We start from the raw sequence: 24,242 nt of genomic DNA on the forward strand, positions 1-24,242 counted from the left end.
TCAGTCGCATGGTTGTTTCAGGTACTGAACTAAATGGAAGGGCTCCACCCATGATCAACCGCGAATGGCACCTGCTCAGCCGCCCCGTCGGCTGGCCGAAGCCCGAGGACTTCGCCCTGGTCGAGGCCGAGGTCCCCACCCCGGGCGAGGGTCAGGTGCTGGTACGGAACGCCTACCTCTCGGTGGACCCGTACATGCGCGGAAGGATGTCGGCCGCCAAGTCCTACGTCGCCCCCTTCGAGCTCGGCAAGGCCATGCAGGGCGGCGCCGTCGGCGAGGTCGTCGCCTCCAACGCCGAGGGTTTCGCGGTCGGCGACCACGTCCTGCACTTCCTCGGCTGGCGCGAGTACGCCGTCCTCCGCGCGGAGAACGCCGTCAAGGTCGACCCGGCTGCCGCGCCCCTGTCCGCCTACCTCGGCGTCCTCGGCATGACCGGCCTCACCGCCTACGCCGGCCTGCTGCGCACCGCCGCCTTCGCGGAGGGCGACGCGGTCTTCGTCTCCGGCGCGGCCGGCGCCGTCGGCAGCCAGGTGGGGCAGATCGCCAAGCTCAAGGGCGCCTCCCGGGTCATCGGGTCGGCGGGCTCCGACGAGAAGGTCGAGCTGCTGGTCGAGGAGTACGGCTTCGACGCCGCGTTCAACTACAAGAACGGGCCGGTGGGCGAGCAGCTGCGGGCCGCCGCGCCCGACGGCGTGGACGTCTACTTCGACAACGTCGGCGGCGACCACCTGGAGGCGGCCATCGGCTCGCTGAACCAGGGCGGCCGGATCGCCGTCTGCGGCATGATCTCGGTCTACAACAACACCGAGCCCGCCCCCGGCCCGCGCAACCTCGCCCGGCTGATCCAGACGCGGGGCCGGATCGAGGGCTTCCTGGTGGGCGACCACTACGACCTCCAGCCGCAGTTCGTCGCCGAGGTGGGCCCCTGGGTGGCCTCGGGGGCGCTCAAGTACCGCGAGACCGTGGTCGAGGGCATCGAGCACAACCTCGAGGCGTTCCTCGGCGTCCTGCGCGGCGACAACACCGGGAAGATGATCGTCAAGCTGTAGGGCGTCCCGGGCCCCCGGATCTTCCCTAGGGTTTCCGGATTGCGGTAACTTCTTTCCGAAATCCGTCGGCGATCGTGGGCGCGAGTCGCGGCGGACCGACGCGAAGGACACCCGCATGCCCCTCACCGAGTCCGACGTCCTGTACACCGCCGTCGCCACCGCCGAGAACGGCCGCGACGGCCGGGTCGCCACGGACGACGGCAGGCTCGACGTCGTCGTCAACCCGCCCGTCGAGATGGGCGGCAGCGGCGCCGGGACCAACCCGGAGCAGCTGTTCGCCGCCGGGTACAGCGCCTGCTTCCAGGGCGCGCTCGCCGTCGTCGCCCGGCAGGAGGGCGCCGACGTCTCCGGCTCCACGGTCACCGCGCGGGTCGGCATCGGCCGGAACGAGGAGGGCTTCGGGCTCCTCGTGCGGATCTCGGCCGACATCCCGGGCGTCGACGCCGAGACGGCGGCGGCCCTGGTGAAGAAGGCCCACGAGGTCTGCCCCTACTCCCGGGCGACCCGCGGGAACATCACCGTCACCCTCGGCTGACGGATGCCGGGGCGCGGTCGCACCGACCCGCCCCGGCCCACCCGGCGACGGGGCCGCTCACCGGGCCAGGGCCGCCTTGTGGACGGCCTTGACCAGGCGCCCGTTCTCCGGGGCCGCGCCGCCCGGGAAGGCGAACCGGCGCCGGGTGTAGCCGTAGGCCAGACCGCTGCGCGGGTCGGCGAAGCCCTGGCTGCCGGCCGCGCCGCTGTGCCCGAACGACCCGGCGCCCAGGAACGGGTGCCAGGTGTCGGCGGTCGCCTGGAAGCCCAGGCCGTACGACTTGTGGCCGCGGGCCACCAGGTCGTAGCCGGCCGCGTGGATCTGGCCGAACTCCGCCACCGTGTCCTCCTTCAGCAGCGGCGCCTTGCCGTCCAGCTCGCTGAGCGCGGCCGCGTACATGCCCGCCAGACCGCGCGCGGAGGCCACCCCGCCCGCCGACGCCGGGCCCTTGGCCCGCACCACCGGGTCGTTGGGCAGCAGCTCCAGGTCGGTCGGGACCTCGACGTGCCGGTTGAAGGCGATCGCGGCCAGCGTGTGCGGCCCCTGCGGCAGCGCGTCCAGCAGCGCCTGCTGCTTCGGCGTGGGCTCCATCGGCTGCGTCGGGCGGAACCGCGGCTCGTGGGCTGCCGCCAGGCCCAGGTGGAAGTCCAGCCCGTGCGGGGCCCGGACGCGCTCCTCGTACACCTCCTGCAGCGTGCGGCCCGTGGCGCGGCGCACCACCTCGCCGGTCAACGCCCCGATCACCAGGGCGTGGTAGCCGAACGCCGTGCCGGGACGCCAGAACGGCCGCTGGTCCGCGAGGCGTTCGGCGATCTGCCGGTCGTCGGCGAGCTCCGCCAGGGAGAAGCCGGTGTCGGTGCCGATCAGGCCCGCCCGGTGGGCCAGCAGCTCGCGCAGGGTCAGCTGCCCCTTGCCCTCCGCCGCGAACTCCGGCCAGTAGTAGGTCACCTTGCGGTCCAGCTCCAGCGTGCCGTCCTGCACCAGCAGCGCCACCACCAGGTGGGCCGCGCCCTTGGTGGAGGAGAACACCCCGTACAGCGCGTCGGGCCCGGCCACCTCGCCGGCCCACAGGTCCACCACCCGCCGGCCGTGCACGTACGCGCACAGCTGGCCCTCGTAGTCCGGCCGTTCCGTCGCCACGAACGCGGCGAACTCCTCGCGCACCGCCTCGAACCCCTCGGCGACCGTGCCCTGGACCGCTTGCGTCGTCATCCCGCTCTCCTCACCCACGACCCGTGGGGGCCAGTGTCTCCTGCGTCACAGCCAGTACCCCGGAGATCGGTACGGCGGGGCGCACCCCTTCGACTCAACTGCGGCGGCAGGCGGTCGGTGTCGCCCCTGCCCCGGATGGCGTAGGACCGGACGGGTGTGCCCCCGCGCCCGGGGGGAGCGCGCGACGGGCCCGCACAGGCGATCGAACGCCCGATAGAGTTCCGGCATGCGCGATCTCGGGGCGGGCCTCCGCTATCTCCTGCGGGGCCAGAAGTGGGTGGGCCGGCACGGCAGGCAGTACGGGTTCGGCCTGCTGCCGGGCCTGATCACGCTGGTCCTCTACGTCGGCGCGCTCGTCGCGCTCGGCGTGTGGGGCGAGGACGTGGTGACCTGGGCGACCCCGTTCGCCGACGACTGGTCCAGCCCCTGGGACGGCGTGTTCCGCGGCCTCCTGACCGCCGTGCTGTTCGCCCTCGGACTGCTCCTCGCCGTCGTCACCTTCACCGCCGTGACCCTGCTGATCGGCCAGCCCTTCTACGAGAGCCTCTCGGAGGCCGTCGACCGGGACGTCTCGCCCGACGGGACCGCGCCCGAGTCGGGGCTGCCGCTCTGGCGCGAGCTGTGGATCTCGGCGCGGGACAGCCTGCGGATCGTGGTGCGGGCCGCGCTGTGGGGCGTGCTGCTGTTCGCCGCCGGGTTCGTCCCGTTCGTCGGGCAGACGGCGGTGCCGGTGATCGGCTTCTTCGTCACCGGCTTCTTCCTCACCGAGGAGCTCACCGCGGTCGCCCTCCAGCGCCGCGGGGTCGAACTGCGGGCCCGGCTCGCGCTGCTGCGCTCCCGCCGGACCTTGGTCTGGGGCTTCGGCGCGCCGCTCGCGGTGGCGTTCGTGGTGCCGTTCGTCGCGGTGTTCCTGATGCCCGGCGCGGTCGCGGGCGCCACGCTGATGGCCCGCGACCTGCTGGGCGAGGAGGACCGCGCGGACGGCGACGGGACCGACGGCGAGCAGACGGCCCAGGGCGTCACCGCCTGACCGGCCGGCCCCGGCGTCAGCCCCCCGCCCGCTCCCTCGCACCGGCGGCCACCGCCACCGCCAGCACCGAGCGGACCTGGGCGACGATGTCGAGGCGGTTGCGGACGAACTCCGGGTCGGTGACCGTGCCGGTCGCCGGGTCGGTGTTGCCGGTGCCGAACTGCAGGACCGGGGTGTGCAGGTGGCCGCCGGGCAGGCGGTCGTGCAGCCCGAGGCGGTCGCGCAGCAGCGTGACCCGGTAGGCGATCTCGTTGGAGAGGTAGTTCCCGCCGCCCCCGGCGCGCGCCGTCGACCCCGGGGTCGGGCCGTCGGGGCGCACCACGGCCTCCGTGCCCCCGGCGGGGACCTCGGTCACGCTCGTGTTGTCGTACACCGGGAAGCGGCCCGTGTCCGCCGCCGTGACCGGCCGGTACGGCAGGGTCGTCGACGTCCACTGCGGCTGGGACGCCGGGTCGCCGACCGGGACGGTCTCCGCGCGGCCGGTGTTCTCGTTGTCCGGGGAGCCGCCCCGCCAGGCCCCGTTGGTCCGCTCGACGTCGAAGCGGCCGACGCGGCCCTGGCTCACCGTGGCGAAGAGGTCGGCCCGCGGCAGGTACGGGCGCAGCGCCCGCTCGACCGTGCCCCGCGTGAAGTCCTCCCAGCGCACCGGGAACACGACCGTCTCGACCCGGGCGGGCCCGGCCGCCGTGTGGATCACCGTGCCGTCCAGCGCGAGGGCCGCCGCCCCGGACGGGTTGGAGGTGCGCACGTCCCGGTCCAGCGTGAACGGGTCGAACCCGGTGACCAGGACCCGCCGGACGCCCTTGCCGCCCCCGTCCAGCCGCACGTCGGTGTGGCCCCGCGAAGTGCGCTCCAACTGGTCCAGCAGCGCGGCCCGCCGGGCGTCCGACAGGGCGAAGCCGGGCTGCCAGGCGCGCAGCTGGCGGGTCATCGCGAGCCGCGCCCAGTACAGCGGCCGGTCGTCGTCCCGGCTCAGGTCACCGCCCGCCGGACCGCGCCCCTGCGCCCGGTCCACGGCCCGCCGCCACAGCGCCGTCCCCTCCTGCACGACGACCCGGCGGGCCCGCGCGGGGGAGTCGGCGTCCGCCAGCCGCCGGGCGAACCGCTCGGCCAGGGCGTCGAACCCGGACCGCAGCAGGATCTCCCGCGGCACGGTCCGGTCGAGCCGCTGCTCCTCGACGGTGGGCGCGGCCCCGGTGGCTGTGGCCCCGGTGGCGGTGGCGGCCGGCGTGGTGAGGGCGGTGGCCAGGGTGAGCCCGACGGCGAGGGCGCCGGTGCGAAGGCGTACGAGGGCCATGGGGGGAGGGGTCCTTCCGTCGCAGTGGGGTGCGTGCGGGACGGCGGAAGTATCCCGTGACGGAAGCGGCCCCCGCCACGGTGCCTCCCCGGCGCGACGGCCGCGGCGACGGGCGGGCCGGGACGGTCCGGGCGGTTGTGAAGGGTTCGTACGGAATCCGGGCCGGCCGCCCGATCGCCGGTCACCGGCCGGCACCGGGGATTACCGTCTGACCAGGGACCTGACACCCCAGGAGCAGCCCCGGCCCGGACCTGACCCCGGACCGGGGCTCCTCCCGTTCCGGGGAAGGGAGGGGAGGGGAGGGGAGGAAACCGGCCGGGACCGGCAGCGACCGGCAGCGGCCACCCGGCCCCAGGCCGCGCTAGCGCGCCGAGAAGCCGTACACCGTCTCCGAGCGGTACACCTCGCCCGGCCGCAGCACCGTGCTCGGAAAGGCGGGCCGGTTGGGGGAGTCGGGGAAGTGCTGCGTCTCCAGGGCCACGCCCTCGCCCGGCGTGAACGGCGCGGGCAGGTGGTCCCCGGTGTACAGCTGCAGGCCCGGCTCGGTCGTCGCCACCGTCAGCACCCGCCCGGACGCCGGGTCGTGCAGCTCGGCCACCTCCTCGGCGGCCGCCGTGACGCCCTTGTCGAGCACGTAGTTGTGGTCGTAGCCCGCGCCGAGCTTGCGGGACGTCAGGAAGTCGAAGCGGGTGTCCGCCACCGGGGCGAGGTCACCCGTGGGGATGAGGTCGGCGTCGACCGGCGTGTACCGGGAGGCCGCGAGGCGCAGCTCGTGCCCGGTCGCCGTACCGCTGCCCGCGAGGTTGAAGTAGCTGTGGTTGGTCAGGTTCACCACCGTCGGCGCGTCCGTGACCGCCTCGTACGCGAACCGCAGCGCCCCCGACGCGTCCAGCGTGTACGTCGCCGTGACCTCCAGACGGCCCGGGAAGCCCTCCTCGCCGTGCGGGCTGACCCGGCTCAGCCGCAGCCCGTGCTCGACCGGCTCGACGTCCCACACCCGCTTGTCGAAGCCGCGCGACCCGCCGTGCAGCGAGTTGGGCGGGCCGTTGGGCTCCAGCGCGTACCGCACACCGTCCAGCTCGAAGCGGGCCCGCGCGATCCGGTTGGCGTACCGGCCGATCAACGCGCCCAGGAACGGCTCCGGATGGTCCCGGTAGCCGTCCAGGTCCGCGAACCCCAGCACCACGTTCGCCGTCCGCCCGTCCCGGTCCGGGACCTCCACGGACTGCACGATCCCCCCGTACGACAGCACCCGCACCCGGGTGCCCGCCCGCTCCAGGGTCCAGCGGTGGACCTCCGTGCCATCGGAAAGTGTTCCGAAGTGTTCGCTCATGAGCGGAACCCTAAGTCACGCGCCCCGGGCGACGACCTGGCGGTAGGCGATCTCCGCGAGCCTCGCCTGGCCGTTCCTGCTCGGGTGGAACCAGTCCCAGTGGCTCAACTGGTCGGTGCCGAACCGGTACGCGTAGACCGCCCCGCCGTCGAACCGGCACCGGGCGTCCTGCGCGCAGACCTCCCGCAGCACCGCGTTGTAGTCCTCCACCCGCCGCTGCACCGTCTCGCGCCGCCGGGTCGCCGCCGCGTCCAGCGCGTCCGCGTCGCCCAGCATCGACGGGCAGATCCCCAGCCGCCAGATCTGCTTGCCCAGCGGGTTGGTGCGCCCCTCGGACCACAGCCGCTTCAGGTTCGGCACGCTCGCCACGTACACCTGTGCCTTGGGCGCCGTCCGCCGCAGCGTGCGCAGCGCCTCCTGGAAACCGGTCCGGAAGTCCGCCACCGGCGTCATCGCGTCCGCCGAGTCCCGGCAGGCGTCGTTGGCCCCGGCCATCACCGTCACCAGCGCGGGCCGCCGCTCCGCCGCCTGCGCCATCTGGCCCGGCAGGTCGGCCATCCGGGCCCCCGACACCGCGTAGTTCCAGCTGTGCGTCGCCGCCTTCGCCCGCCCCAGCAGCCGCACCGCGAGGCTGTTCACCTCCGGGGCGCTGCCCGTCGCCCACGACACCGCCGGACAGTCCTGCAGGACCGTACAGGCGTCGAAGCCGCGCGTGATGGAGTCGCCGACCGCGGCGACCGAGGCCGGGCTCACGTCCCACACCGGCGCCGTCGGCGTCGCCCGGCGCGCCTGGGTGCCCGACGTGCCGTGCGCGTCGCCGCCCATCGCGTCACAGCCCGCCACGCCGAGCACGGCCGCCGTCGTGACCGCGAGCACGGCCCGCACCCGTCGGCTTCGCATCCGCATCCCTCGCCGGTCCCCTCGCTGCTCGACTCCTGCTCCCGCCCGCCCGTGCCCCCGTCCACCCCGCCCGGGCGGCGCACCGGTCCACCCCTCACAACGTGCGAGGGTTCCCGGGACGCGCGCACCACCCCGCACGACACGGCGCATCCCACCCGTACAGGCGTCCTGCCGGGTGAATGGCGGACGTTTCACGGCACCGGGACCGACGGTACGTCACACTCCTTGCGCCGCCGCACGGTAGCCTCGCCCTCAACGCGGCCGTCCGGCCGCCGCCCCTGTGCCCGCCTGCAAGTCGACCCGCCTGCCCGGAGGTCCCGGTGACGACACGTGGAGTTCTGTACGTGCACTCCGCGCCGCGCGCGATGTGCCCGCACGTCGAGTGGGCCGTCGCCGGGGTGCTCGGCACGCGCGTCAACCTCGACTGGATCCGGCAGCCCGCCGCGCCCGGCACCTGGCGCTCGGAGTTCTCTTGGCAGGGCGAGGCCGGCACCGCCTCCAAACTGGCCTCCGCGCTGCGCGGCTGGCACCTGCTGCGCTTCGAGGTGACCGCCGAGCCCCGCGCCACCGCCGAGGGCGAGCGCTACAGCTGCACCCCCGACCTCGGCATCTTCCACGCCGTCACCGGCATCCACGGCGACATCCTCATCCCCGAGGACCGGCTGCGCGCCGCCCTGCAGCGCTCCCAGCGCGGTGAGACGGACCTGGAGGCCGAGATCGCCAAGCTCCTCGGCAAGCCCTGGGACGACGAACTGGAGCCCTTCCGCTACGCGGGCGAGGGCGCACCGGTCCGCTGGCTGCACCAGGTGGTCTGAGCCACCCCGAGCCCGGACACCTCGAACACCCCGGACACCCCGAAGGGCCCCCACCGCTGCGGTGGGGGCCCTCCGAGCATGCTCACGGGACTGTCAGACCGTACGGAACGCCAGCACCACGTTGTGCCCGCCGAAGCCGAACGAGTCGTTCAGCGCGGCGATGCGGCCCTCCACGGGCAGCTTCCGCGCCTCGCCGCGCACGATGTCCGCGCTGGCCTCGGCCTCGGGGTCGATGTTCTCCACGTTGATGGTCGGCGGGGCCACCCGGTGGTACAGCGCGAGCACGGTCGCGACCGTCTCCACGCCGCCGGCGCCGCCGAGCAGGTGCCCGGTCATGGACTTGGTCGCGGAGACCGCGATGTGGTCCGTGTCGTCGCCGAACACCTTGCGCAGCGCCTTCAGCTCGGCGATGTCACCGGCCGGCGTCGACGTCGCGTGCGCGTTGACGTGGACCACCTCGGCGGGGTCCAGGTCGGTGCGGTCCAGCAGGTTCTGCAGGGCGTGCGAGATGCCCCGCCCCTCCGGCTCCGGCTGCACGATGTCGTGCGCGTCGGCGGAGATGCCCTGCCCGACCGCCTCGGCGTACACCCGCGCACCGCGCTTGGCGGCGTGCTCGGCGGACTCCAGGACGACCACGCCGGCGCCCTCGCCGAGGACGAAGCCGTCGCGGGCGACATCGTAGGGGCGCGAGGCGCCCTGCGGGTCGTCGTTGTTCTTGGACATCGCCATCATGTTGCCGAACGCGGCGATCGGCAGCGGGTGGATGGCCGCCTCCGTACCGCCGGCGACGACGACGTCGGCGCGGCCGGTGCGGATCATCTCGATGGCGTAGCCGATGGCCTCCGCGCCCGACGCGCACGCCGAGACCGGCGTGTGCACGCCCGCGCGGGCGCCCACCAGCAGACCCACGTTGGCGGAGGGGCTGTTGGGCATCAGCATCGGCACGGTGTGCGGGGAGACGCGGCGGACGCCCTTCTCCTTGAGCACGTCGTACTGGTCGAGGAGCGTGGTCACGCCGCCGATGCCGGAGGCGATGACGGCGCCGAGCCGGTCGGGGTCGACGGAGCCGTCCTCACCGGCACGGCCCTCGAACCCGGCGTCCTTCCAGGCCTCCTGGGCCGCGATCAGCGCGAACTGCGCCGAGCGGTCCAGCTTGCGGGCCTGCGGCCGCGGGATGACCTCGCCGGGCTCCACGGCGACCGGGGCCGCGATCTTGACGGCCTGCTCGGCCGCCCACTCCTGCTCCAGGGGCTTGACGCCGGAACGACCGGCGACCAGGCCCTCCCAGGTAGAGGCTGCGTCGCCACCCAGCGGTGTGGTTGCGCCGATACCGGTGACGACCACGGTGTGATTGGTCGGGCTCACGGGAATTCTTTCTCCAACGTTTACGAGGATCAGCGGCGCCACCGCCGGGTGGCGGGGCGGGCCGGAAGGCTCCGGCCCAAGCAGTGGCTCAGGCCTGGTGCTTGAGGATGTAGTCGGTCGCGTCGCCGACGGTCTTGAGGTTCTTGACGTCCTCGTCCGGGATCTTCACGTCGAAGCGCTCTTCGGCGGCGACGACGACCTCGACCATGGACAGCGAGTCGACGTCCAGGTCGTCGGTGAAGGACTTGTCCAGCTGGACGTCCTCAACCGGGATCCCGGCGATCTCGTTCACGATCTCGGCGAGACCGGCGACGATCTCTTCCTGGGTGGCGGCCATGTCGGCGCTCCTTCGTTGGTGTTCTTCTGGGTGTTCTTCAGGGGTGGCGCTGACCGCGGCAGCGGCAGGCCGTTGCTGTCCCGTCCCGGACGCGTGGTCCGGCACGGAGTGCCTAGGGGAGAGTAACGACCGTCGCTGCGTACACGAGACCCGCCCCGAAACCGATCACGAGGGCGGTGTCGCCGCTCCTCGCCTCGCCGGTCGCCAGGAGCCGCTCCATCGCGAGCGGGATCGAGGCGGCCGAGGTGTTGCCCGTGGTGCGCACGTCGCGGGCGACCGTGACGGACTCCGGCAGCTTGAGCGTCTTCACCATCGAGTCGATGATCCGCTCGTTGGCCTGGTGCGGGATGAAGACGTCCAGGTCGGCCGGGTCGACGCCGGCCGCGTCCAGCGCCTGCTGGGCGACCTTCGCCATCTCGAACACGGCCCAGCGGAAGACCGCCTGGCCCTCCTGGGTGATGGCGGGGAACTTCTCGACGGTGCCCGAGCGGTAGTCCGTCCACGGCACGGTCTGCTTGATGGTCTCCGACTTGTCGCCCTCGGAGCCCCACACCGTCGGGCCGATCGCCGGCTCCTGGGACGGGCCGACCACGACCGCGCCCGCGCCGTCACCGAACAGGAAGGCCGTGGCGCGGTCCTCCAGGTCGGTCAGGTCGCTCAGCCGCTCCACGCCGATGACCAGCACGTACTCCGCCGAGCCCTCGACGATCAGGCCCTTGGCGAGGGTCAGGCCGTAGCCGAAGCCCGCGCAGCCGGCCGAGATGTCGAAGGCGGCGGCCTTGCCGGTGCCCAGCTTGTCGGCGATCTCGGTCGCCACGGCCGGGGTCTGCTTGAAGTGCGAGACGGTGGAGACGATCACCGCGCCGATCTGCCCGGCGCTGATCCCGGCGTCCGCGATGGCCTTGCCGGACGCCTCGACGGACATCGCGGCGACGGTCTCCTCGTCGTTCGCCCAGTGCCGGGTCGAGATGCCCGAGCGCGAGCGGATCCATTCGTCGGAGCTGTCGATCCGCTCCAGGATGACCTCGTTGGGCACGACCCGGGTCGGGCGGTAGCCGCCGACGCCGATGATGCGCGCGTACGGGGCGCCCTTGCTGGCCTTGATCTTCGCCATGTTCGAATCGGCTCCTTGGCGTCTCAGGCGTGCTCGGCGATGAGCGCGCGGGCCGTGTCGAGGTCGTCGGGGGTCTTCAGCGCCAGGGTCTGCACCCCGGGCAGGGCACGCTTGGCGAGGCCGGTCAGGGTGCCGCCGGGGCACACCTCGACCAGCGCGGTGACGCCCAGTTCCTTGAACGTCTCCATGCACAGGTCCCAGCGGACCGGGTTGGCGACCTGGCCGACCAGCCGCTCCAGCACCTCGGTGCCCGCGGTGACGGCCCGGCCGTCCTTGTTGGACACGTAGGTGACCTTCGGGTCGCCCGGCGCGACGGCCTTCGCGGCCGCGGCCAGCGTGTCGACCGCGGGGGCCATGTGGTGCGTGTGGAACGCGCCGGCCACCTTCAGCGGGACGACCTTGCGCACGCCCTCCGGCTTGTCCTCGGCCAGCGCGGCGAGCTGCTCCAGCGTGCCGGCGGCGACGATCTGGCCCGCGCCGTTGATGTTCGCCGGGGTCAGGCCCAGCTTCTCCAGGTGGGCGACCGAGGTGTCCGGGTCGCCGCCGAGCAGCGCCGACATGCCGGTCGCGGTGATCGCGGCCGCGTCGGCCATCGCCAGGCCCCGCTTGCGGACCAGGGCCAGCGCGTCGGTGTCGTCGAGGACGCCCGCGAAGGACGCGGCGGTGAACTCACCGACGGAGTGGCCGGCGACGGCGCCGGGCGCGATGTCACCCAGTGCCGCGGCGGACAGGATCCCGGCGGCGACCAGCAGCGGCTGGGCCACGGCCGTGTCGCGGATCTCGTCCGCGTCGGCCTGGGTGCCGTAGTGGGCGAGGTCCAGGCCGATGGCGTCCGACCAGGCGGCGACGCGGTCGGCGGCACCGGGCAGTTCGAGCCAGGGAGTCAGGAAGCCGGGCGTCTGGGCGCCCTGGCCGGGAGCGACGAGTACGAGCACTCTCACACTCTCTCTTGGGGACGGGCACGGCCGCCCGTGGGGACAAGGACGAAGAACGGCAGGGGGATTTGTGGGCCCCCGACAAAAGGCTAGGTCTGAGGATCACCGTCGGCCAGGCGCCCCAGGATCAGCGCGATGCGCAACGTGAAGGCCGAGCGTACATCGGACGGCGACCAACCGGTGACGTCAGTCACACGTCGGAGCCGGTAGCGCACGGTGTTGGGATGGACGAACAGCATGCGCGCCGCGCCCTCCAGACTGCTCGCCTGTTCGAGATAGACGGACAGCGTCTCCAGCAGCGCCGAGCCCGCCTCCTCCAGCGGTCTGTAGATCTCCTCCACCAACTGGTGCCGGGCGCCGGGGTCCCCGGCCATGGCGCGCTCCGGCAGCAGATCGTCGGCCAGCACCGGGCGTGGCGCGTCCTGCCAGGCCGAGCAGGCCTTGAGCCCGGCCGCGGCGGCCTGCGCGGACCGGGTCGCGGCCAGCAGGTCGGGGACCACGGGCCCGGCGACGACCGGCCCGGCGGCGAACGGCCCGATCAGCGACTTCGCCACCGCCAGCGGGTTGTCGCTGCCGCCCGCGATGACCACCAGCCGGGCCCCGAGCACCCCGGTGAGCACCTGGAGCTTGGCGTGCCGGGCGGCCCGCCGGATCGCCTCCACGGTCAGCTCGGAGTCGCCGTCCGGGGCGGTGCCGAGGACCACGCAGACGTGCTCCGGCGCGTTCCAGCCGAGGGCGGCGGCCCGGCTGACGGCGCCCTCGTCGGCCTCGCCGCTGAGCACGGCGTTCACCACCAGCGACTCCAGCCGGGCGTCCCAGGCACCGCGTGCCTCGGCGGCCTGGGCGTAGACCTGGGCGGTGGCGAAGGCGATCTCCCGGGCGTAGACGAGCAGCGCCTCGCGCAGGACGGACTCGTCGCCGGGCGCGGCGACCTCGTCGATCGCCGACTCCATGACCTCGATGGTGGTGCGCACCATCTCCACGGTCTGGCGCAGCGTGATGGCCCGGGTCAGCTCGCGCGGGGCGGTGCCGAAGACGTCGGTGGAGATGGCCTGCGGGGCGTCGGGGTGCCGGAACCACTCGGTGAAGGCGGCGATGCCGGCCTGCGCGACGAGGCCGATCCAGGAACGGTTCTCCGGGGGCATCGCCCGGTACCACGGCAGCGTCTCGTCCATGCGCGCGATGGCCTGCGCGGCGAGCGCCCCGGAGGACTTCTCCAGCCGCTTCAGGGTCGCGGAGTGCGGGTGGACGACGTGCGCTGCGGCGGGGGGCTTGCTGGCTTCGGGTTCGGGCACGGGGACAAGACTGCCTCATCGGTCCGCGGGCGTGGGGTGCCGGGGTGTGCCGGTGCACCTCCGCCCGCCGGTCGCGCGGCTACCGTGGGGTGCGTGATGGACGTGCGGCGCGCCGGCGGGCGCTACAGGGGCGGGGACCCGGCGGCCGGGATCGAGACCCGTCACGCCTTCTCCTTCGGCCCCCACTACGACCCGGACAACCTCCGCTTCGGCGCCCTGATCGCCTGCAACGAGGAGCGGCTCGCGCCCGGCGCCGGCTTCGACGAGCACCCGCACAGCCACACCGAGCTCGTCACGTGGGTGGTCGAGGGCGAGCTGACCCACCGCGACTCACGCGGCCACGGGACGCTGGTGCGGCCCGGCGACGTCCAGCGGCTCAGCGCGGCCGCCGGGGTGCGGCACGTCGAGCGCAACGACGGCGCGGGGCCGCTGACCTTCGTGCAGATGTGGCTGGCCCCGCTGGACCCGGGCGGCGACCCGGTGTACGAGGTCGTCCGCGGCATCGCCGACGCCACGCCCTACGCCGTCCCGGAGGCGGGCGCGATGCTGCACGTGCGGCGGCTGGTGGCGGGGGAGCGGACCGCGCTGCCGGACGCGCCGCGGCTGTACGTCCACGTCGTGCGGGGCACGGTGCGGCTCGGCCCGCACGAGCTGGGCCCCGGGGACGCCGTGCGGGCCACCGACGAGAAGGGCCGCGAGCTGTCCGCGTCCGAGGGCCCGGCCGAGGTGCTGGTGTGGGAGCTGTCGGCCTGATCAGCCGTCGGTGGGCTCCTCCGCGTTGCGCCAGATCGTGAGGTCGACCGAGACGTAGTCGCTGGGGTCGCCCTTGGGCGCGGTGCCCTTGAAGGTGATCAGGGCGATGTGCCCGGACGTGGTGTGCACGCACAGGTGCGAGCCGGTGCTGACCTGCGTGAGGGTGACGCTCTTGGCGTACCGGGTGTCCTCCCGGCACGTCGTCAGCGACGCGTCCTCGGCGTTGTTCAGGAGCACGATCTTCTCGCCGGGGCTGCCCAGCGTGGCCGGGCCGCCGAAGTCGCCGCCCTGGTAGTAGAAGTCGGAGCCCTCGGCGTAGGCGGCGCCGACGTCGTCGTAGAGGGGCTTGGGCGGGGAGTCGGCGAAGCGGACGTAGTAGCCCTCGGGGATGTTGATCCCCCGGTACGTCACCGGCTTCGGGTCTGGCCGCGGCCGGGTGCCGTCCCCGGCGACCGGGGAGGAGGACGAGGAGCTCGTGGTGTCGCCGTCGTCGGCCTTGCCCGTGATGTCGAGGAGCACCGAGGCGCAGCTGCTGAGCCACACGAAGGCCGCCACCGCGGCGACGCCGATGCCGATCCACTTGCCGGCCCGGTTCCTCCTGGGCGGCAGGGGCGTGGGGCGCCAGGGCTGCTGCCCAAAGGGCGGCTGCGGCCCGGTCGGCGGGCCGTACGGCGGCCTGGGCCCGGTCGGGGGCCCGTACCCGGGGGCGGGGGCGTGCGGCACCGGCGGCGGTCCGTAGCCCGGGACGGGGGTCGACGGGACGTGCGCGGCGGTCGCCGTGGGCGCGGCGTGCGCGGGCGGCGGGGGCGTGTGGGACGCAGGGGACGCGGGAGCCGCGGAGGAGAGGTGGGTGAGCGGCGCGGTGGGCGGGGGGCCGGCCGGGGCGGGCTTCGGCGCGGCGGCCAGGGCGGCGGAGGCCGACACCCGCTGGGTGATGTCCGCGGCGATGGCCTCCGGCAGCCAGGTGCCGGACTGGCGCAGCGGCGTCGGGGAGGCCTCCTGGCACAGCTCGACGATCCGCGCCGGGGTGGGCCGCCGGGCCGGGTCCTTGGCCAGGCACTCCCGCACGAAGCGCAGCTGCTCGGGCAGCCCCTCCAGGTCCGGCTCCTCGTGGACGATCCGGTACAGCACGGCGTGCGACGGGCCGTCGCCGTAGGCGCCCTGGCCGCGCCCCGCGAAGGCGGCCACCTGGCCGAGCGCGAACACGTCCGAGGCGGGCGTGATCTCCTTGCCGGCGGCTTGCTCCGGCGACATGAACGCGGGCGTGCCGACGGAGACGCCGGTGCCGGTCAGCGCGGTGGCGTCGGCGGCGCGCGCGATGCCGAAGTCGATCACCCGCGGGCCGTCGGAGGCCAGCAGCACGTTGGACGGCTTCAGGTCGCGGTGCACGATGCCCGCGCCGTGGATCACCGACAGCGCCTCGGCCATGCCGGCGAGCAGCAGCAGGACCGACGGGGCGGGCAGCGGGCCGTGCTCGGCGACCGCCGCGGCCAGCGAGGGGCCGGGCACGTAGGCGGTGGCCAGCCAGGGCCGGGTGCCCTCCACGTCGTAGTCGATGACCGGGGCGGTGTACAGGCCCTGCACCCGCTTGGCCGCCTCGACCTCCTGGCGGAACCGCCGGCGGAACTCCGGGTCCTCGCTCAGCTCGGGGCGGATCGTCTTCAGCGCGATCGGGTGCCCGCCGGGCGTGTACGACAGGTACACCGTGCCCATGCCGCCCGAGCCGAGCCGCGCCGCGAGCCGGTAGCTCGCCACCGACGCCGGATCGCCGCTCTCCAGCGGACGGAACTGCCCGCCCGGTCCCCCGACTGCCATCGCTCTCCCCCGAGAATCCGCGCGTGTCGTACCGCGCAAGTGTGCGTACGCACAGGGAGGTTATCCGAGCCGCACCCCCAACTGCGGCCTACCCCTGGGCCTCTGCCCGCACGGCGTCGGTGAACGGCGGCCAGGCCTCGACCGCCCACGGCCCGAACGCGCGGTCCGTCAGGGCCACGCAGGCCAGCCGGGCGTCGGGGTCGATCCACAGGAAGGTGCCGGACTGGCCGAAGTGGCCGAAGGTGCGCGGCGAGGACGAACTCCCCGTCCAGTGCGGCGCCTTGCTGTCGCGGATCTCGAAACCGAGCCCCCAGTCGTTGGGGTTCTGGTGGCCGTAGCCCGGCAGCACGCCCTTGGTGCCCGGGTACTGCACGGTCATCGCCTGCGCCACCGTGCGCGGGTCCAGCAGCCGCGGCGCCTGCACCTCGGCGGCGAACCGCAGCAGGTCCTCCACGGTCGACACTCCGTCCTTGGCGGGCGAGCCCTCCAGCGAGGTGGCCGTCATCCCCAGCGGCTCGAGCACCGCCTGGCGCAGGTACTCGGCGAACGGGATGTCCGTCGCCTTGGCGATGTGGTCGCCGAGCTGCTCGAACCCGGCGTTGGAGTACAGCCGCCGCTCCCCGGGCGGTGCCGTCACCCGGTGCTCGTCGAAGGCCAGCCCGGAGGTGTGGGCGAGCAGGTGGCGTACGGTCGCCCCGGCGGGCCCGGCCGGCTCGTCCAGCTCGACCGCCCCCTCCTCGTACGCGACGAGGGCGGCGTAGGCGGCGAGCGGCTTGGTCACCGAGGCCAGCGGGAACCGCTGTGCCACCGGGCCGTGGGTGCCCAGGACGGTCCCGTCGGCCCGGACGACGCCCGCCGCGGCGGAGGGGACCGGCCAGTTCTCGATCAGCGCGAGGCTCGTCAGCGACATGCGGCCGAGCCTACCTCCGGGACGGTCACCCTCCTGCCTTGCTTGGAGTGCACTCCAAGGCCCTAGCGTGGGGGCCATGACGGTGATGCAGTCCACGCCCGTTCCCCTCGAGCACACCACCCGCCCCGCGGACGTCTGCTCCGCCCCGCCCCCGCGGCACCCCCGCCCCGACGGGGAGGACAGCTACACGATCAGCGAGGTCGTCGCCTTCACCGGCCTCACCGCCCACACCCTGCGCTGGTACGAGCGGATCGGCCTGATGGCCCACGTGGACCGCTCCCACACCGGCCAGCGCCGCTACAGCAACCGCGACCTGGACTGGCTCGACCTCGTCGGGAAGCTGCGGCTGACCGGCATGCCGGTCGCCGACATGGTGCGGTACGCCGAGCTGGTGCGCGAGGGCGACAGCACCTACGGCGCCCGGCGCGCCCTGCTGGAGGCCACCCGGCGCGACGTCCAGGCCCGCATCGCGGAGCTCCAGGACACGCTGGCGGTGCTCGACCGAAAGATCACCTTCTACTCCGGGGCCACGCGCCCGTACGAAGCCGAGAGGACCCCCACCCGATGACCGACTCCAGGATCCCCACCACCCGGCTCGGCGACGACGGCCCCGAGGTCGGCGTCCAGGGCCTGGGCTGCATGGGCATGAGCTTCGGCTACGGCCCCTCCGACGCCGACCAGTCGCGGGCCACCCTCGAACGCGCCCTGGAGCTGGGCGTCACCCTGTACGACACGGCCGACGCGTACGGCGCCGGCGAGAACGAGCGCTTCCTCGCGCCGTTCGTCCGGGCCCACCGCGACGAGCTGGTCATCGCGACGAAGTTCGCCCTGAGCATCCCGCCGGACGACCCGACCCGGCGCGTCATCCGCAACGACGCCCCCTACGTCCGCGACGCCGTCGAGGCGAGCCTGAAGCGCCTGGACGTCGACGTCATCGACCTCTACTACATGCACCGGCGCGACGTGAACGTGCCGATCGAGGAGACCGTCGGCGTGATGGCCGAGCTGGTCCGCGAGGGCAAGGTGAAGCACCTGGGCCTCAGCGAGGTGACCGCCGACGAGCTGCGCGCGGCCCAGGCGGTCCACCCGATCGCCGCGCTCCAGTCGGAGTGGTCCCTGTTCAGCCGGGACATCGAGCGCCAGGTGGTGCCGGCGGCCCGCGAGCTCGGCGTGACCGTGGTGCCGTACTCGCCGCTCGGCCGGGGCTTCCTCACCGGCTCCTTCGCCAACGCCGACACGGACCTCACCGCCGACGACTTCCGCCGCCGGCAGCCCCGGTTCACCGGCGCGAACGCCGAGGCGAACGCCGCCCTGCTGGCGCCGCTGCGCTCCGTCGCCGACGCCCACGGCGCCACCCCCGGCCAGATCGCCCTGGCCTGGGTGCACCAGCGGGCCCGCGTGCACGACCTGCCGCTGGTGCCGATCCCGGGCACCCGCAAGCCCGGCCGGGTGGAGGAGAACACGGCGGCCACGGCGATCGTCCTGACCGACGAGGAGCTCGCCCTGCTGGAGCCGATCGCCGGCCGGGTGGCGGGCGACCGGTACGCCGACATGTCGTTCACCTCGGCCGGGCGCGAGTAGCCGGGGCGGGCGCGAGGAGTCCGGGGCGAGCGGCCCGGGGACGCGGTCAGCGCGCCCCGCGCACCGCGGCGAGCACGGCCGCGGCGAACGGCAGCGACTCGTGCACCACCCCGTAGCCCAGCCCGAACACCACGGCGGCCGGGTCCTGATCGGCGGGACCCGGCCGCTCGTCGGCGCCCTTGCGCCGCAGCCGCAGGTACCCCTCGAACAGCTCCGGCGACCGCCACTCCACCCCGCACAGCTCGGACACCGGGAAGCTCTGGTCGCCGGCCTTCCACTTCGCCGACGACGCGCCCGTCCAGAACCAGCGGAAGCGCACCGTGCGCCCGTCGAAGGACGCCTTGCCGTCGTACGCCTTGAACGACAGCGGCACCTCGGGCGCCTCGACCAGGAACCGGTCCGTCGGCCCCGACTCGGTCAGCAGCCCCTTCAGCTCGTCCGCGTAGTACTCCGCGAGCAGCTCGCGGTCGCCGGGCAGCACCAGCTTGTAGGGGTCGCACGCCTCCTTCAGCTGCCCGTCGGCGGCCTCCGTCAGCGGGTCGGCGCCGGGCCGGGGAACCGCCCGCAGGACCACGGTGCCGCGCTTGCCCTGCTCCAGCGTGACGCGCTCCAGCGCCGAGAAGGGCACCCGCCGCTCGCGCAGCGCCGAGAACAGCTTCGGGGCCCGCAGACCCCGCTCGTAGCGGATGAGGACGGAGTCGGAATCGAACTCCCAGGCGGCATGGAATCCGGCCAGTACGTCACCCATGCGGCTCATCGTAAGCGGGACCCGCCCGTTCGCACCCTCCCCGCGCATGCCGCAGTTCCTCCTCTTCTACGCGCGTCCGACCGGCGTGGCGGCGGACAAACCCGTGCGACAGGCGTCGTCTTCGCGCGCGCACACGACCGACGGGTACGCGCCAACGCCGATGCGGGCGAAGTTGCGCAGGCTGTCGGTGCCGGGCTCGAAGTAGCCGCCGTGGCCGCGGGCCTGCTTCGCCGCGAGCACCCGGGCGCCGAACGCCCGGGACACCGGGTCCTCGCCGTGCCCGAGCCCGCCCAGTTCCAGGTAGGGAACGTCACGCACCCAGTCGTCGGCGTCCCGCATCGCCCACACCCGGGCGCCGGTGCGCAGCTGGGCGGCCTTCTGCACCCGCATCCCGGGGCTGCCCGCCACGGCGATGTCGGCCACCCGGCGCGGCATCGCGTGCGCGGCCACACCGCACACCACCGAGCCGTAGCTGTGGCAGAACAACGAAACCGGTGCCGCCGGTGCGGTCGGCGACGTGTCCGGCAGGGCCCGCAGCAGCGCGTTCAGCCGCACCGCCCCGTTCTCGGCGCGCAGTCCGGTGGCCGAGTCGATGCCGAGGCCGTCGGGCGAGGTGTAGTCCGCCCACGCGATCACGGCGGTGCGGGTGCCCGGGCTCGCCGTGCGCTCGGCCGCGTACAGCGCCTCGGCCATGCCGACCGGGGCCGACCAGCGGCGCGAGGTGCGCTGGAAGGTGAGCAGGTCGGTGTCGACGCCCGGGACGACCACGGAGATCCGCTGGGCGCGGTCGAGGTCGCCGAAGACCTCGGCGGCCCGCCCGGAGCCCTCGGGGTCGAAGGCGAGGATCTGCCGCCCGGGGGCGGCCATCGCCTCGAAGCGGTGCATCCGCCGGCCCGCCTCGTGCTGGCCGGCCGGGGTGAGCCGGCTGTCGTGCATCCGGGCCCGCTCGGCGCGCACCGCCTCGGCCAGCGCACGGCGGTTGGCCTGGTAGCGCAGGGTGACGGGGGCGCCGTTCATGTTGCCGACGGCCAGCGGGTAACGGTGGGCGAGCGTGGCGCGCTGGGCGTCGCTCAGCGAGGCGAAGAAGCGGGTCAGGCGGGCCGGGGAAGCGCCGGGGTCCGGCAGGGCGTGGTCCGCCAGCCGGCCGTGCTGCCAGGAGCTGAGCGAGGTCTGCAGGGCGGTGGCGGTGCGGTGGTGGCGCAGGGCGGTCCAGCCGCTGGTCGTCAGCATCACGAACACCACGGCCAGCGCGAGCAGGGCGCGCCAGACGTTGAGCTGCGGGGAGGTGTCGAAAGAAGTCACTGGGAGGACACACTAGGAGAACGGGCGGGTCTCGGGAGACCCGAGTGACAGGGATCACGTTTGGATAAACGCTTTCGGGGCCCACCTTCTCAGAGGGCGCGCCAGTTCCCCGTGAGCGCGGGCCCCACCTGATCGAGGTACGCCGTCGTCAGCGCCCGGATCGCGGCCAGGCTGAAGTCCTCGCCGAGGCTCCACTGCCGCTCGGTCACCCGCATCACCCCGCCGAACGCGGCCACCGCGATGCGCGGGCGCGGGTCGGCGTCCACGTCCAGCCCCTCCCGCTCGGCGAGCACCCGCGCGATCCGGTCCTCCGTGTCGGCCGAGCGGCGCAGGTGGGCGGCGAGCAGCACCGGCGTCGACTCGATCAGCCGGTACATGCGCAGGTACAGCTCGACCGGTACGACGTCCTCGACGTCCTCGCTGAGCCTGTCCCAGCCCTCCGTCAGGGCGTGCCGCAGCGCCTCCAGGGGCGTCTCACCGGCCGGGCGCGCCCGCACGGCCGCCACGAACCGCTCCTCGACCAGGTCCTGCACCGCGAAGGCGGCCTCCTCCTTGCCGGCGAAGTAGCGGAAGAAGGTGCGCTGCGAGACGCCGACCGCGTCGGCGACGTCGTCGATCGTGGTGCGCTCGTAGCCGCGGGTGGTGAACAGTTCGAGCGCGGCGCGCAGCAACGCCTCCCGGGTGCGCTGCTTCTTGCGCTCACGCAGGGTTTCCATAATGTGTCAGTAACCGACTTGTGAATTGGTTTGTCAATTGTCAGCGGCTGTCACTAGCCTCGCGGTATGACTAGTCAGACCACCATCGACGCGAAGGGGCCGGGGGACGGGGCACCCGCGGGCCGTTCGGACCACGGGCCCTCCGCGGGCCTGCGCGGTCACCCCTGGTTCACGCTGATCACCGTCGCCGTAGGGGTCATGATGGTGGCCCTCGACGGCACCATCGTGGCCATCGCCAACCCGGCGATCGCGAAGGACCTGGGCGCCACCTTCGCCGAGGTCCAGTGGATCACCAACGCCTACTTCCTGGCCCTCGCGGTCTCCCTGATCACCGCGGGCAAGCTCGGCGACCGCTTCGGCCACCGCCAGACCTTCCTGATCGGCGTGGTCGGCTTCGCCGCCGCGTCCGGCGCGATCGGCCTGTCCGACAGCATCGCGCTCGTCGTCACCTTCCGGGTGTTCCAGGGCCTGTTCGGCGCGCTGCTCATGCCGGCCGCCCTCGGCCTGCTGCGGGCCACCTTCCCGGCCGAGAAGCTCAACATGGCCATCGGCATCTGGGGCATGGTCATCGGCGCGTCCACCGCCGGCGGCCCGATCCTCGGCGGCGTCCTCGTCGAGCACGTCAGCTGGCAGTCCGTGTTCTTCATCAACGTCCCGGTCGGCGCCCTCGCGCTGGTCCTCGGCGTGCTGATCCTGCTCGACCACCGCGCCGAGAACGCCCCGCGCTCCTTCGACCTGCTGGGCATCGCCCTGCTGTCGGGCGCGATGTTCTGCCTGGTGTGGGCCCTGATCAAGGCGCCGACCTGGGGCTGGGGCGACGGCACCACCTGGCTGTTCATCGTGGTGTCCCTGGTCGGCTTCGCCCTCTTCGCCTTCTGGGAGACGCGGGTCAAGGAGCCGCTGATCCCGCTGAAGCTGTTCCGCTCCGTCCCGCTGTCCGCGGGCGTGGTGCTGATGGTCCTCATGGCCATCGCCTTCATGGGCGGCCTGTTCTTCGTGACGTTCTACCTCCAGAACGTCCACGGGATGAGCCCCATCGACGCGGGCCTGCACCTGCTCCCGCTCACCGGCATGATGATCGTCGGCTCGCCGCTGGCCGGCGCGATGATCACCAAACTCGGCCCGCGCGTCCCGCTGGCCGGCGGCATGCTCTGCACCGCCGTCGCCATGTACGGCATGTCCACCCTGGACACCGGCACCGGCAGCGCCCTGATGTCCCTCTGGTTCGCCCTGCTGGGCCTGGGCCTCGCCCCGGTCATGGTCGGCGCCACCGAGGTCATCGTCGGCAACGCGCCGATGGAGCTGTCCGGCGTGGCCGGCGGCCTCCAGCAGGCGGCCATGCAGATCGGCGGCAGCCTCGGCACCGCCGTGCTGGGCGCCGTGATGGCCTCCAAGGTGGACGGCGACCTGCCGGGCAACTGGAAGGACGCGGGCCTGCCCCCGCTGACGCCGGGCCAGCTCGACCAGGCGTCCGAGGCGGTCCAGGTCGGTGTCGCGCCGGTCCAGCCGAACATGCCCGAGGCGATCGCCGCGAAGATCACCGACGTCGCCCACGACACCTTCATCTCCGGCATGAGCCTCGCCTCGCTCGTCGCGGCCGGGGTGGCGGTCGTCGCCGTGTTCGTCGCGCTGCTGACCAAGCGCGGCGTGAACGCGGAGGCGGGCGCGGGCGTCGGCCACATCTGACGCCTCCCGGCCGGGCGCCGGCCACACCTGACGCCTCCCGGCCCGGCGCCGGTCCCGACTGACGGGGCCGGCGCCGCAATTTCCCTCATCAGGGTGAGAACGCTCAAGGCCGCTCGCTCCCGGCGCGCGCCGCAGGTCACAGTGGGTCACGCCCTACGGAACGCAGGGCGGACCGGGCCGCGGCGCGCTGCCGGAGGGGGACAGCGCGCCGACGCCCCGGCCCCGGGGGCGCATGATCCGGGCCCGTGCGGTTACCCGCTTCTGTGAACTGGTCCTCTGGTTCTGGGAGTTGACGATGACGGGCTTCGGGCAGCACGGGACGCGCAGGTACCCCCGCACGCGTGGCCGGATGGGGTCACGGTCCGGGCCGGATCGCGCGACGCTCGGCATCATCGGGCTCGTCTGTGCGGTCGCGGGCTTCTTCACCCTCGGGATCGTCCTCGGTCCCGCCGCGATCGTCTGCGGCTGGCTGGCCATGGGCCGCACCTGGGCGGGCTCCCGCCCCGTGCCGGCCCTGGTCGCCGTGGTCCTGGGTGCCATCGACACCCTGCTCGCCGTCATCTGGCTGGCCGGCGCGGCCGGCCCGGGCGGCGGCCTGCTGTAGCACCGGCCGTTCCCGGCCGAGACCCCGTTCCCGGCCGAGGACCGCCGGAGCCGCCGGAACCGTCGGAACCGTCGGAACCACCGGGGCCGTCGGGGACGCCGGGACGGGCGGCCGGAGCGGCCCGGACAGCGCGGCGACCTCCGCCCGCAGCCGGCGCACCTCCTCGGTCAGCGCCTCGATCGCCTCGGTCTGCCGCCGCTCCTCCACGTCGTCCTTCTCGAAGCGCGCGATGAACCAGGCGGCGATGTTCGCGGTCACCACACCGAGCAGGGCGATCCCGGACAGCATCAGCCCCACGGCGAGGACACGGCCCAGGCCGGTGGTCGGGGCGTGGTCGCCGTAGCCGACGGTGGTCATCGTGGTGAAGGACCACCACACCGCGTCCCCCAGCGTGCGGATGTTCCCGTGCGGCGCGTCCCGCTCGACCGACAGCACGGCCAGCGAGCCGAACATCAGCAGTCCCACCACGGCCCCGGCGACGTACGTGGTCAGCCGGATCTGCGAGGCCATCCGGGCGCGCCGCCCCACCAGCATCAGCGTCGACACCAGCCGCAGCAGCCGCAACGGCTGCAGCATGGGCAGCACCACGGCGCACAGGTCCGTCCAGTGCGACCGGACGAAGGCCCACCGGCGCGGGGCGAGGCCGAGCCGGGTCAGGTAGTCGACCGCGAAGGCACCCCACACCACCCACTCGACGACCGTGCAGACGCGGGTGAGCGCGTGCCCCGCCGAGGTGTCGACGATCGGCACGGCGTAGGCGACGGCGAAGAGCACCGCCAGCACGAACAGCGGGCGCTGGGTGGCCTGCTCCCACCGGGCCTGTGCCGTCTCTCGGTCCATGCGGGCATCGTAGGGACCGCGAGGCGGCCGCCGGGGGCGCGGGGGCGGCGGGGGTGGCAGGGACGGCGGG

22 protein-coding genes and 2 pseudogenes are annotated in these 24,242 nt (G+C 73.8%); 9 read left to right on the forward strand and 15 right to left on the reverse strand.

The features are described from left to right. The first annotated feature begins 50 nt into the window (after window positions 1-50). On the forward strand, window positions 51-1,049 hold the full coding sequence (locus tag AQJ30_RS09385; RefSeq protein WP_067231186.1) for an NADP-dependent oxidoreductase: 999 nt from the start codon (window positions 51-53) through the stop codon (window positions 1,047-1,049). A gap of 115 nt (window positions 1,050-1,164) precedes the next feature. Further along, a complete protein-coding gene (locus tag AQJ30_RS09390) occupies window positions 1,165-1,584 on the forward strand; it encodes an organic hydroperoxide resistance protein (RefSeq protein WP_067231189.1) in 420 nt (139 codons plus the stop codon). A 57-nt stretch (window positions 1,585-1,641) separates the two neighbouring features. Here the strand turns inward: AQJ30_RS09390 and AQJ30_RS09395 are convergent, their stop codons facing one another. Further along, the gene (locus AQJ30_RS09395) at window positions 1,642-2,796 is read right to left on the reverse strand and encodes a serine hydrolase domain-containing protein (RefSeq protein WP_067231192.1); all 1,155 of its coding nucleotides are present in this window, start codon (window positions 2,794-2,796) and stop codon (window positions 1,642-1,644) included. 226 nt (window positions 2,797-3,022) lie between these two features. Here AQJ30_RS09395 and AQJ30_RS09400 point away from each other — a divergent pair, with 226 nt between their 5' ends. After that, window positions 3,023-3,826 (forward strand): EI24 domain-containing protein, encoded by an 804-nt coding sequence (locus AQJ30_RS09400; protein ID WP_067231195.1) that lies wholly within the window; start codon window positions 3,023-3,025, stop codon window positions 3,824-3,826. Between the two features lie 16 nt (window positions 3,827-3,842). Here the strand turns inward: AQJ30_RS09400 and AQJ30_RS09405 are convergent, their stop codons facing one another. The 3 genes from AQJ30_RS09405 to AQJ30_RS09415 all read right to left on the reverse strand — a co-directional run bounded on the left by AQJ30_RS09405 (window position 3,843) and on the right by AQJ30_RS09415 (window position 7,362). Further along, a complete protein-coding gene (locus tag AQJ30_RS09405) occupies window positions 3,843-5,123 on the reverse strand; it encodes a C15 family peptidase (protein WP_107119539.1) in 1,281 nt (426 codons plus the stop codon). Between the two features lie 361 nt (window positions 5,124-5,484). Next, window positions 5,485-6,456 carry an aldose epimerase family protein gene (locus tag AQJ30_RS09410; protein WP_067231197.1) on the reverse strand — a complete coding sequence of 324 codons (972 nt, stop codon included), beginning with the start codon at window positions 6,454-6,456 and terminating at the stop codon, window positions 5,485-5,487. A gap of 15 nt (window positions 6,457-6,471) precedes the next feature. Then, window positions 6,472-7,362 carry an SGNH/GDSL hydrolase family protein gene (locus AQJ30_RS09415; protein ID WP_067231200.1) on the reverse strand — a complete coding sequence of 297 codons (891 nt, stop codon included), beginning with the start codon at window positions 7,360-7,362 and terminating at the stop codon, window positions 6,472-6,474. Window positions 7,363-7,676: 314 nt separating this feature from the next. On the opposite strand from AQJ30_RS09415, the gene AQJ30_RS09420 reads away from it, so the two are divergent. Then, on the forward strand, window positions 7,677-8,171 hold the full coding sequence (locus AQJ30_RS09420; RefSeq protein ID WP_067231203.1) for a DUF3145 domain-containing protein: 495 nt from the start codon (window positions 7,677-7,679) through the stop codon (window positions 8,169-8,171). A gap of 93 nt (window positions 8,172-8,264) precedes the next feature. On the opposite strand, the gene fabF is transcribed toward AQJ30_RS09420, so the two are convergent. From fabF to fasR, 5 genes are all read right to left on the reverse strand, one after another. Beyond that, window positions 8,265-9,536: a beta-ketoacyl-ACP synthase II gene (gene fabF, locus AQJ30_RS09425; protein ID WP_067231204.1), complete on the reverse strand. Its 1,272-nt coding sequence runs from the start codon at window positions 9,534-9,536 to the stop codon at window positions 8,265-8,267. 88 nt (window positions 9,537-9,624) lie between these two features. Next, window positions 9,625-9,873, reverse strand: coding sequence for an acyl carrier protein (locus AQJ30_RS09430; RefSeq protein WP_030341284.1), 249 nt, complete (start codon window positions 9,871-9,873; stop codon window positions 9,625-9,627). A gap of 112 nt (window positions 9,874-9,985) precedes the next feature. Next, window positions 9,986-10,987, reverse strand: coding sequence for a ketoacyl-ACP synthase III (locus AQJ30_RS09435; RefSeq protein ID WP_067231207.1), 1,002 nt, complete (start codon window positions 10,985-10,987; stop codon window positions 9,986-9,988). Window positions 10,988-11,010: 23 nt separating this feature from the next. Continuing rightward, window positions 11,011-11,922 (reverse strand): ACP S-malonyltransferase, encoded by a 912-nt coding sequence (locus AQJ30_RS09440; RefSeq protein WP_067231209.1) that lies wholly within the window; start codon window positions 11,920-11,922, stop codon window positions 11,011-11,013. An 89-nt stretch (window positions 11,923-12,011) separates the two neighbouring features. After that, entirely contained in the window at window positions 12,012-13,217 is a 1,206-nt protein-coding gene (fasR, locus tag AQJ30_RS09445) for a fatty acid biosynthesis transcriptional regulator FasR (RefSeq protein WP_067231212.1), read from the reverse strand. Between the two features lie 93 nt (window positions 13,218-13,310). On the opposite strand from fasR, the gene AQJ30_RS09450 reads away from it, so the two are divergent. Further along, complete coding sequence (locus tag AQJ30_RS09450; protein ID WP_067231215.1) at window positions 13,311-13,970, forward strand: pirin family protein; 660 nt, start codon at window positions 13,311-13,313, stop codon at window positions 13,968-13,970. Here the strand turns inward: AQJ30_RS09450 and AQJ30_RS09455 are convergent, their stop codons facing one another. Together AQJ30_RS09455 and AQJ30_RS09460 are read right to left on the reverse strand one after the other, a co-directional pair. Then, complete coding sequence (locus tag AQJ30_RS09455; RefSeq protein ID WP_067231217.1) at window positions 13,971-15,785, reverse strand: serine/threonine-protein kinase; 1,815 nt, start codon at window positions 15,783-15,785, stop codon at window positions 13,971-13,973. It lies immediately after the preceding gene. Between the two features lie 88 nt (window positions 15,786-15,873). Next, window positions 15,874-16,695, reverse strand: coding sequence for a serine hydrolase domain-containing protein (locus tag AQJ30_RS09460; protein ID WP_067231220.1), 822 nt, complete (start codon window positions 16,693-16,695; stop codon window positions 15,874-15,876). A gap of 76 nt (window positions 16,696-16,771) precedes the next feature. Between AQJ30_RS09460 and AQJ30_RS09465 the strand changes: the two genes are divergently transcribed. Both AQJ30_RS09465 and AQJ30_RS09470 read left to right on the forward strand, forming a co-directional pair. Next, window positions 16,772-17,263 carry a MerR family transcriptional regulator gene (locus AQJ30_RS09465; protein ID WP_067231223.1) on the forward strand — a complete coding sequence of 164 codons (492 nt, stop codon included), beginning with the start codon at window positions 16,772-16,774 and terminating at the stop codon, window positions 17,261-17,263. Further along, window positions 17,260-18,276 (forward strand): aldo/keto reductase, encoded by a 1,017-nt coding sequence (locus AQJ30_RS09470; protein WP_067231226.1) that lies wholly within the window; start codon window positions 17,260-17,262, stop codon window positions 18,274-18,276. The genes AQJ30_RS09465 and AQJ30_RS09470 overlap by 4 nt, the downstream gene beginning before the upstream one ends. 58 nt (window positions 18,277-18,334) lie before the next feature. Here the strand turns inward: AQJ30_RS09470 and AQJ30_RS09475 are convergent. The 3 genes and pseudogenes from AQJ30_RS09475 to AQJ30_RS09485 form a co-directional block, all read right to left on the reverse strand. Beyond that, window positions 18,335-19,033: pseudogene (locus AQJ30_RS09475) on the reverse strand (DUF4429 domain-containing protein); the annotation flags it as partial. A gap of 57 nt (window positions 19,034-19,090) precedes the next feature. Then, window positions 19,091-20,326 carry an alpha/beta hydrolase gene (locus AQJ30_RS09480; protein ID WP_067231228.1) on the reverse strand — a complete coding sequence of 412 codons (1,236 nt, stop codon included), beginning with the start codon at window positions 20,324-20,326 and terminating at the stop codon, window positions 19,091-19,093. Between the two features lie 89 nt (window positions 20,327-20,415). Next, window positions 20,416-21,042, reverse strand: coding sequence for a TetR family transcriptional regulator (locus AQJ30_RS09485; protein WP_067231231.1), 627 nt, complete (start codon window positions 21,040-21,042; stop codon window positions 20,416-20,418). A gap of 66 nt (window positions 21,043-21,108) precedes the next feature. Here AQJ30_RS09485 and AQJ30_RS09490 point away from each other — a divergent pair, with 66 nt between their 5' ends. Then, on the forward strand, window positions 21,109-22,728 hold the full coding sequence (locus AQJ30_RS09490; protein WP_067231234.1) for an MFS transporter: 1,620 nt from the start codon (window positions 21,109-21,111) through the stop codon (window positions 22,726-22,728). Window positions 22,729-23,023: 295 nt separating this feature from the next. Next, the gene (locus AQJ30_RS39285; protein ID WP_079083984.1) at window positions 23,024-23,332 is read left to right on the forward strand and encodes a small hydrophobic protein; all 309 of its coding nucleotides are present in this window, start codon (window positions 23,024-23,026) and stop codon (window positions 23,330-23,332) included. 125 nt (window positions 23,333-23,457) lie between these two features. Here the strand turns inward: AQJ30_RS39285 and AQJ30_RS09495 are convergent. After that, window positions 23,458-24,172: pseudogene (locus tag AQJ30_RS09495) on the reverse strand (potassium channel family protein); the annotation flags it as partial. Window positions 24,173-24,242 lie beyond the last annotated feature (70 nt).

It is taken from the genome of Streptomyces longwoodensis, assembly GCF_001514125.1.
GTDB lineage: Bacteria > Actinomycetota > Actinomycetes > Streptomycetales > Streptomycetaceae > Streptomyces > Streptomyces longwoodensis.